Raw genomic sequence first — 8,958 nt, 5'->3', positions numbered from 1 at the left:
CCTCACGACCAAAGCCACTTTCTCTGCGGCCTCCAAACCCAGCGGCGGCGTCAAATTGATTAACAGAATTAATCCATACGACGCCACAATTTATTTTTGGGGCAAGGTCTAGAGCTAGATTAATATTTTCGGTCCAAATACTTGCTGCGAGACCGTATTTTGTATTATTTGCGAGTGCTATTGCTTCATTTGGAGTTCTAAAAGTAGTTGAAACTAAAACAGGACCAAAAATCTCTTCTTGCATAAGTGAACTATCAGGGCTTGGATCAAGCACTATAGTGGGTTCAATGTACTTATTGGATAAATCGTGATTACCACCATGCACAACATTTTGATCTTCTAAATACTTGATAATACGGGAACAATGGCGCTCACTAACAATCCGCCCATAATCCTTAGAAGTAGCCACATCGGCACTATAAAATTCTACAATTTTGCTTTTAATCGCATCTATTAGTTGCCCCGCAAAACGCTTTTCGACTAGCACGTAATCAGGAGCAACACAGGTCTGCCCTGCATTCATCCATTTACTCCAGACTATTCTGGCTGCTGTAACGTCTAAATCAGTTGAGCTATCGACGATACACGGGCTTTTTCCACCAAGCTCCAAAGTAACAGGCGTGAGAAACTCAGCTGCAGCACGCATCACAATTTTGCCGACAACATCTCCGCCGGTATAAATAATATGATCAAATTTGTGTTTTAAAAGTTCAGTCGTTTGATCTACCGCGCCTTCTACTACATCAATCGCGTCGTTATCTAAATATTGTGCGACCATTTTTGCCACTAACTTAGACATATTGGCCGATAACTCTGAAGGTTTTATAAGGGCGCAATTACCAGCAGAAATAGCAGCAACAAGTGGAGAGAAAACCAGTAATAATGGATAATTCCATGCGCCAATAATTAAAATGGTACCCAGAGGCTCTGGTAACATATAACTTTTAGCAGGCTGAGCGACTATAGGCGTTGCGACCTTTCGAGGCTTCATCCATTTTTTGAGATGGCTAATGGAATGATCAACCTCACTTATCACCCCTCCTAACTCTGCGGTCCACGACTCCATATCACAGCGGCCTAAGTCTTTTTGCATCGCTACAAAAATATTGTCTTGTTGCTCAAGTACCATTTTTTTGATTTGTTTGAGCTGTTCAATACGCCATGTAATTTCTTTAGTGTTGCCGCTTGAAAAAGTACTGTTTAAAGATCGAATCTTAGGTGCAATATCAGCGACTAAAGTTCCTGTAAATTCTGCGGATGAAGTAGTGGTTTGCATCGAAGACCTCTGATAATTTTATTCATGATATATATTATCCCAAAAAAGCCAAAAGGATCATATGTGGAATGCATTAAATCCCTATGCAAATTCTAAACGCTGTAACAAAGACACCAGACTTGTTTGCGTGACAGGCTTAACTAAAAACCCTTCAGCTCCGTCGGCAATTGCTTGACGAATATTTTCGTCTGAGCTACTTGCAGAGCACATCACAACCTGACTTGCGGGGAATTCAATTCGTAACTTTTTAAGTAATTCTAGTCCACTCATGGAAGGAAGGTTGATGTCGAGTAGTATCAGATCAAAAGCAACATATTTCACTTTTTCCAAAGCCACTTCAGCGCTGTCAGCGGTTTCAACAAATTCATAACCCATACGTTTGAGCACCAAGCCAGAAAAGGTGCGTATTGCTTCAACGTCATCGATAATTAAGATCTTAATATGTTTCAATCATTCATCATAGGTCAATAAATTACAGTCAAGTTGTAACACATCCGCTAGGTAAAAAAATTCCCTTCTGCTGAATAGACTAAAAAAAGAACATGTGATTCTAGTTAGAATTTCATTCATAATTAAAGCAATTATGCCGTTATATAGTTTGGACCAAAAAGGGATTCCTCTATGCAAATAATTCGTTCTCAAGTACGAAACAAAATTTTACTGCTCTTAGTTTGTGCTATGACGGTAGTGCTCATTACCGTGTTTATTGGCTTTTCATCTATACAAGGTGCAGTGACCAATTATGGTGAGGACGTTAACCAAGAAGTGACCATCATGTTAGAGGTCGCCGATTTAAATGTGAAATTTAAGACTCAAGTTCAAGAATGGAAAAATACCTTAATTAGGGGAAACGATCCAAAGCAACTTGATAAATATTGGGCACGCTTTAACAAAACAGCAACCGAAATACAAAAGCGCTATCAACATTTGTTGCAGGTAATGCCAAATAGCAACCCAGCCAAGCAACATCTGCAGAAATTCGCTCAAAGTTATCCTGAAATGTTAAGAGCCTATCACGCTGGTTATGATGTTTTTATCGCCTCGAATAAAAATATTTCAAAGGGTGATAGCAGCGTATCGGGTATTGATAAAAAACCAACAGAGTACCTCACTTCAGCGGTAGAAGTGGTCAGTACAAATATTTTAGCACTCAAAACAGAAAATGAGTCACGAGCACTATCAACATTTTTAATGACTAAAATCAGCATCGTCATCATTATTATTCTTGTATTGATTGCGGTCAGTTGGTTTATCAGTACCAACATAACCGCTCCGCTAAGGGATATTACGTTAGCATCTAGAAAGATTGCTGAAGGAGACTTTACTGGCGACATCAATAGCAAAAACCCTGATGAAATTGGCCAAGTCGCCAGAGATTTTGTGCAAATCCAGCAGGGGTTAAGTAAAGTATTAAGACAAATCATCAAAGATATAAAAGGCTTAGGTGGAATCATTGAAAATATGTTCGATGCCTTTAAGAAAGTAAAATCAAGCCTGACCAATCAAACCAGTGAAACCTCAAGACTTGCTTTGAATATGCAAGAACTATCAGAATCGAATAACTCAGTTAGTGAGGCGATTTCCCAAGCCAATACTTTGGTAAGCGACTGTGCTGTTCTTGCGGATAAGGGGCAGGTTATGTTTAAGGAAAACCTAGAAACTAGTCATAATATGCTCAAGGCAACAAATCATGCTTCGACTATTATTGCTGATTTGAAAACAGATTCAGACAACATAGGCAACGTTGTTAATGTGATTAATGGCATTGCAGAGCAAACCAATTTATTGGCACTCAATGCTGCGATAGAAGCAGCGCGAGCAGGTGAGTCAGGCAGAGGATTTGCCGTAGTGGCAGACGAAGTAAGAAGCCTAGCGACCAAAACCCAAGAATCAACAAAACAAATATCCGACAATATCAACAAACTACAAAGTGAAGCCGATAGCGCAGTACAAGCAATGATGCAGGGTAAGGATCAAGCAGAAGTCAGCTTATCCCAAACTGAAAAATCGCAGGAGTTTGTTGATTCACTACACAATGTCATTATGCAAATTAGTAGTTTACATGGCATTATCGAAGAAGAAATGGATGGGCAGTTAGGACAAACAGAAACGATTAATCAAGCGCTAAGCAATATTGAACTGCACAATACACAATCTATGCAAGAAGCCGAGATTATGGAACAGACATCAAAAAAATTAGCCCAAATATACCAGCACATTGAAACATCGATAAAAGAACTACAGATTAGAACGGAATAATGCCCATAAAAAAGGCTGCGTATAGCAGCCTAATCACTTCAACTCACAAATGAGTAAATATATTAAACTTCGAAAGGGTGACGTAACACTATAGTTGCGTTTCGCTCTGGACCCGTTGAAATAATATCAATTGGCACACCAGTAAGTTCTTCAAGACGTTTAATATAGTTTTTAGCCGCTTGTGGTAACTCTTCATAATTGGTTACACCAAATGAATTTTCACTCCAACCAGGCATGCTTTCGTAAACGGGTGTGATCAACTCATAACCGTCAGCTGCCATAGGAGGCACATCTTGGATATTTCCTTGAGCGTCTTTGTAACCTATACAAATACTTAAACTTTCTAAGCCATCAAGTACGTCTAATTTAGTTAAACAAAAACCAGTAATAGAATTGATTTGTACCGCGCGTTTCATCGCAACAGCGTCAAACCAACCAGTGCGGCGTTTACGGCCTGTTGTAGCACCAAATTCATGACCTTTAACACCCAGATGCTGACCGACTTCACAGTCTAACTCTGTTGGGAAAGGGCCTGAACCAACACGGGTGGTATAAGCTTTAACAATACCTAACACGTAATCCAGATTAAGCGGGCCGAAACCAGCACCAGTGGCAACGCCACCAACTGTGGTATTAGATGACGTCACGTAAGGGTAAGTACCGTGATCAATATCAAGCAAAGTACCTTGCGCACCTTCAAACATAATGGCATCACCACGCAAGCGGGCTTTATCCAATACGTCTGTCACATCCACTACCATTGCTTTTAATATATCGGCAACCGCTAGTGCATCCGCTAAAACCTTTTCATAACTAACCGGCTCAACTTTATAGTAGTTAGTCAGCATAAAGTTATGGTACTCAAGGACTTCTTTTAACTTAACCGCAAAGTCTTCAGGATTAAACAAGTCACCCACGCGCAAGCCACGACGAGATACTTTGTCTTCATAAGCAGGACCAATACCACGGCCTGTTGTGCCAATCGCTTTTTTGCCTCGGGCTTTTTCACGCGCCACATCTAGTTCAACGTGATAGGGAAGAATAAGTGGACAAGCTTCGCTGATAACCAAGCGTTCTTTAACGGGTACACCACGCACTTCTAACATTGCTGTTTCTTCAAGCAATGCTTCAGGGCTTAGTACTACGCCATTACCAATTACGCAGGTCACGTTTTCACGTAAAATTCCTGAAGGAATAAGGTGCAACACGGTTTTTTCACCGTCAATGACCAGAGTATGACCAGCATTGTGGCCACCTTGATAACGCACTACATAAGTTGCTTGATCTGTGAGTAAATCAACAACCTTACCTTTACCCTCGTCACCCCATTGGGTGCCAAGTACAACAACATTTTTAGCCATGAATAAGACGGGAGTCATAAAATTAGGCGGGGATTCTAACAAAAAACAATCGGCATCTAAATAGCAAAATCGCGCAGCTTATAATCAATTGTGTCGCGAAGACTAAAATTAGAGTAAATAAAGTAAACTGACTACGCCAATAGTGACCAAAATACCCCCCATAGAGCGTAATTGATTAACTGGTTGTTGTGATATTTGAAATAAAAACTTTTGCCACTTATTAGCAAATAGCATCGGGCCTAGCCCTTCGACAATTAAAACCATGGCTAACGCCATCAGGATTACTTCGCCAAGAGAATACATGTAAAAAAGCCATTAATAGTATTGAAGGGTCTTAGGATAATACGTCAGTTGATTAACACAACTATCTATTTGTCTGACTCTTTTAGATTCACTCCACACCTTGAGGATTAAACTTATATCCTACCCCCCAAACAGTTTGGACTATTTGTGGTGAAGTGGCGTCTTGCTCAATTTTAGCTCGCAATCTATTGATATGAGAATTTACTGTGTGTTCATAACCACTGTGATGATATCCCCACACTGATTCCAATAGCTGGCTACGACTAAACACTTGATTGGGATGGCTGGCTAAATGATGCAGTAGTTCGAATTCTGTGGCGGTTAGTTCAAGTTCGTTTTGTTGAAAGACAACCTGATGGTTCTTTTGATTGATATGCAAGGCGCCAATCACTAAGGGCTCATTCTCATCAACCACTTTTGTTGTATTGACTGCTTGAAACACATGCACTTTGCGCAATTGTGACCTAACTCTAGCTTGCAACTCCCGCACGCTAAAAGGTTTAGTCATATAATCATCCGCACCTAACTCTAAGCCTAATACTCTGTCTGTTTCTGAGCTTTTTGCAGTCAGCATGATAATCGCCTGTGATGGTTTTTGCTCTCGCACTTGGCGACAAATATCCAAACCACTTATTCCTGGTAACATCACATCCAAAATGAGTAACGAATAATCATTATCTAAGGCCATTTGTAATGCTTTATCCCCCTGCTCTTGCACAGTGGTTACCACACCCAATTCAAGCAAATTAACACGAATAAGTTCGGCTATATCTCGGTCATCTTCGACCAATAAAACACTGTCAGACATGTTATTTATTCCTAGTTAGGGTAAAAATAAAAAACGCTCAACTAATAATTAATTGAGCGTTTTATAGTTCAAACTTTTGCAGTTAAAACTTACTCAATACGCGTGACCATAATACGTACGGCTGGATTATCAAACTTATGTTGCACTGTTAACACGGAATTGGTTAATCCGTCATCGACAGTAACGACTCCAGTATGCATAGCTACATAACCTGTATCGGTTCTGGTCGCGTTGAACCCTTCGCCGCCATCAGCAGGGCCAGGCATGGTGCCAGCAGTTTCAGAATTCACTTCCGTTCCCGCATCATAAACACCTGCTGTAGCTGTCCAACTGTCACCCACAGCAAAAGAGCTTAAGTCTAACGCATCAAGACCGCTAAAGGCGTCATTTGTATTCACTAACATAGTCGCTACAGACAATTTGGCATCAGTCACATCTTGAATGGTCACACTAATGGTTTCGCTACCGCCGGGGCCAATCGCACCAACACCTGAAGAAGCGGCCATACCAAGCGCTAATAAGCCACTATTCATACCACCCTCAGCCATTTGCTCTAAGGCAACCGAAGGTACTTCGCCGACAGAAAACAAATGTCCATCAGCATGCAACACTACAGCAGCGGGAGACAAAGGTTGGGAATTCGTTAAATTAGTCAAAGTTACTTCATAACTCACATCAACGGGAGTAGGCACAGGCGCCGGTACTTCCACAATGACTTCTACTTCTCGTATAACTTCTACTTCGTCGTCGCTACAAGCACTGAGTAAAACAGGTAAACCCACTAACAGAGCAATTCGCATTTTGTTTAATTTTAAACGTTTAATCATGACAGCCTCCTTAGTTAACGGTAACTGTGACTTTAGCTACAGGGTTTAACCAGCGATGGATAGAGTTGGTTACGTCACTTGAGCCACCAGCGGCATCATCATCACCAATGTTACCTGGGTGAATATGCACATTAGTATTAGTACTAACAGCTGTCACACCACTGCCGCCTGTGCCTAATGTTAGGAAAGGAGGAGCTGGCATACCTGGCGTACCCGGTGCACCACCACCCACTATTTCGTCATTAGCTTCAGTACCAGCATCGTAAGCATTCAGATAAACGGTGTAAGTGCCGGCTTCTGTAGGGATAGTCCAATTGTCTAGACCAATAAAACCGTCATTGGAAGGTAAAATCATTGCAACTACAGACAACACAGTATTGCCGTCTGCCGTCATAAATGAACCAGAAACTGATTGTGTAGGCCCTAAAGGTCCTGCAGTAGGTTCTGCTAAAACATCAGCGCTGATTGAAGTAGCGATAGTTGTGAGCCCAGCTAAACTGCCGCCTTCTGCCATTTCTTGGATTTCAGTACTGGCTTCTTCACCTACTTCAAAAAGGCTTGCGTCTGGGGTATGCGCTACTGCAGCAATAGGCGTGAAGTACATGCCTTGAGTCAGATTTTGAATTTCGATTGTCACATCCGCAGCAAAAGTGTGGTTGCTTGCAAAAACTAATGCACTCGCGGCGCAAATTTTAGTAAGTTTGTTCATATTATTCCTCGCAAAAGATAGTTAAATTGACGTTGCGAGAAAGAGTTTGGACGGAAGTTGTCGCGAAAGTATCACGAAAAGAATACGAATTTATCAAGACCTCACATTTAGCATATTACTGATTCAAATTATCCAATAACAAAAGCTAAAAACATGGGGCCTCACCATTTTGACGTTGAGATCAAGGTGCACACCATCAATTGACTAAAGGCTTAGGAAAAGAGGTGACTTCTACTAATAGCTGCGCTTAATCAGCATAACCGCTGCCTATGGCACGAAAAGGTAGTTCTAAACCAAGCTCGGGTACCTGAAGTCCAATCCATTCGGGAAACGTATTGCTATTGGGTCCAGGGAATAAAGTGTATTCATTGGCCCAAGGATAACGAGCAACAGCATCAGAGATTTGCGGGATCAACTCGCTGGCTTTAACTCCTTGTATTGATAAGACTTTTTCTGGCTTAGCCCCATACCAATAACGATCTGGTGTGGCCGTTTTGTATTCACGCAGCGCTGGCAGGCCACGTTTTACTCCCCAACCGACAACTTCATAAACAGTGTATTCGGTCGCATCTTGTGGTTTTACTGCTATCCAACTATGTACCGCAAACCAACCTCGCCAACTAAAGGCATCAGCGGCATACACTTCTATTACCGCATTTTTTTGTATTGCTGGATCTTCTGCAATACCCGCTGGTTCACGACTTGCTTCTCGCCAATTTGTATTTGAACAAGCCGACAATAATCCGAATAATAAAATAACTACAACAGTTTTATTCAAAACTCACCTCACATGACTCAATGCTCTAAACTGTAATAGAGTCTTTTACCGCAACTTTAGCCCACAAATGTGAGCAGTTTTTAACAAAGGCTTGATGAATGGGATGAGCTTGATATTCACTCTGCCCAGCTAAATCATCAAACATCATTAACTCAGATACCTGAAAACTGTTGTCAACCACATCACGTTTTTCAGTGGTAGCTGGCAAACCAATATGTAAAGTTTTTACCGCAGGGACTTGTCTTAGTGTTTGCAAACCGGCAATCAATTGATCACGGTCAGCCTTAGAGTCAGGATTTTTCAACCAAAAATAAGCGGTGTGGATTAGTTGTGTTTTGGTTGCCATCAACGGCTCTCCTTTTACAGTACCAGCAACAATACTAGCACCGGTTATTGCGATAAATTGTCTTCTACTTAATTTACTCATTTTAACTCATCTCATTTGCTTAGATGGCCCATTATTACTTTTCAGACTTAGTAGTCAAACTTTTCTGCAAACGTTTTCAACTTGTTTATATTAATTTACCATTGAGTGCGGCTATTATTATATTTACCTAAATAACCCCAGATCGGTTTAAGCGAGAACCATTGAATTGCGCTCTATATCAGTTAAATTAAGGGTTGGCTTATTCTTTTT

General features: G+C 41.0%; 10 protein-coding genes. 1 reads left to right on the top strand and 9 read right to left on the bottom strand.

Annotation, left to right across the window (positions count from 1 at the left end; genetic code table 11):
- A partial coding sequence (locus QZ488_RS20085) for an aldehyde dehydrogenase family protein (RefSeq protein ID WP_293752094.1) occupies window positions 1–1,276 on the bottom strand: 1,276 nt, incomplete at its 3' end.
- An 81-nt stretch (window positions 1,277–1,357) separates the two neighbouring features.
- Window positions 1,358–1,726, bottom strand: coding sequence for a response regulator (locus tag QZ488_RS20080; protein WP_293752092.1), 369 nt, complete (start codon window positions 1,724–1,726; stop codon window positions 1,358–1,360).
- A 171-nt stretch (window positions 1,727–1,897) separates the two neighbouring features.
- Between QZ488_RS20080 and QZ488_RS20075 the strand changes: the two genes are divergently transcribed.
- Entirely contained in the window at window positions 1,898–3,535 is a 1,638-nt protein-coding gene (locus tag QZ488_RS20075; protein WP_293752091.1) for a methyl-accepting chemotaxis protein, read from the top strand.
- A 62-nt stretch (window positions 3,536–3,597) separates the two neighbouring features.
- On the opposite strand, the gene QZ488_RS20070 is transcribed toward QZ488_RS20075, so the two are convergent.
- The 7 genes from QZ488_RS20070 to QZ488_RS20040 all read right to left on the bottom strand — a co-directional run bounded on the left by QZ488_RS20070 (window position 3,598) and on the right by QZ488_RS20040 (window position 8,748).
- A complete protein-coding gene (locus QZ488_RS20070; protein WP_293752090.1) occupies window positions 3,598–4,896 on the bottom strand; it encodes an adenylosuccinate synthase in 1,299 nt (432 codons plus the stop codon).
- Between the two features lie 108 nt (window positions 4,897–5,004).
- The gene (locus QZ488_RS20065; RefSeq protein WP_293752088.1) at window positions 5,005–5,199 is read right to left on the bottom strand and encodes a DUF2065 domain-containing protein; all 195 of its coding nucleotides are present in this window, start codon (window positions 5,197–5,199) and stop codon (window positions 5,005–5,007) included.
- Between the two features lie 88 nt (window positions 5,200–5,287).
- On the bottom strand, window positions 5,288–6,007 hold the full coding sequence (locus tag QZ488_RS20060; protein ID WP_293752086.1) for a response regulator transcription factor: 720 nt from the start codon (window positions 6,005–6,007) through the stop codon (window positions 5,288–5,290).
- 89 nt (window positions 6,008–6,096) lie between these two features.
- Window positions 6,097–6,834, bottom strand: coding sequence for a spondin domain-containing protein (locus QZ488_RS20055; RefSeq protein WP_293752084.1), 738 nt, complete (start codon window positions 6,832–6,834; stop codon window positions 6,097–6,099).
- Window positions 6,835–6,844: 10 nt separating this feature from the next.
- Entirely contained in the window at window positions 6,845–7,543 is a 699-nt protein-coding gene (locus QZ488_RS20050; RefSeq protein ID WP_293752082.1) for a spondin domain-containing protein, read from the bottom strand.
- Window positions 7,544–7,790: 247 nt separating this feature from the next.
- Window positions 7,791–8,321, bottom strand: coding sequence for a DUF3750 domain-containing protein (locus QZ488_RS20045; RefSeq protein WP_293752080.1), 531 nt, complete (start codon window positions 8,319–8,321; stop codon window positions 7,791–7,793).
- A 25-nt stretch (window positions 8,322–8,346) separates the two neighbouring features.
- Window positions 8,347–8,748, bottom strand: coding sequence for a Dabb family protein (locus tag QZ488_RS20040; protein ID WP_293752078.1), 402 nt, complete (start codon window positions 8,746–8,748; stop codon window positions 8,347–8,349).
- Window positions 8,749–8,958 lie beyond the last annotated feature (210 nt).

The organism is uncultured Paraglaciecola sp. (assembly GCF_913020055.1).
In the GTDB taxonomy this organism is placed as follows: Bacteria; Pseudomonadota; Gammaproteobacteria; order Enterobacterales; family Alteromonadaceae; genus Paraglaciecola.
Note: the sequence above shows the minus strand (reverse complement) of the source record. Positions and strands in the feature narration are given on the sequence as shown.

What these genes read in the sequence shown, in the direction of transcription:
- QZ488_RS20055 (WP_293752084.1), bottom strand. Translation starts at nt 6,834, where the DNA reads ATGATTAAACGTTTAAAATTAAACAAAATGCGAATTGCTCTGTTAGTG.
- QZ488_RS20050 (WP_293752082.1), bottom strand. Translation starts at nt 7,543, where the DNA reads ATGAACAAACTTACTAAAATTTGCGCCGCGAGTGCATTAGTTTTTGCA.
- QZ488_RS20060 (WP_293752086.1), bottom strand. Translation starts at nt 6,007, where the DNA reads ATGTCTGACAGTGTTTTATTGGTCGAAGATGACCGAGATATAGCCGAA.
- QZ488_RS20065 (WP_293752088.1), bottom strand. Translation starts at nt 5,199, where the DNA reads ATGTATTCTCTTGGCGAAGTAATCCTGATGGCGTTAGCCATGGTTTTA.
- QZ488_RS20075 (WP_293752091.1), top strand. Translation starts at nt 1,898, where the DNA reads ATGCAAATAATTCGTTCTCAAGTACGAAACAAAATTTTACTGCTCTTA.
- QZ488_RS20040 (WP_293752078.1), bottom strand. Translation starts at nt 8,748, where the DNA reads ATGAGTAAATTAAGTAGAAGACAATTTATCGCAATAACCGGTGCTAGT.
- QZ488_RS20070 (WP_293752090.1), bottom strand. Translation starts at nt 4,896, where the DNA reads ATGGCTAAAAATGTTGTTGTACTTGGCACCCAATGGGGTGACGAGGGT.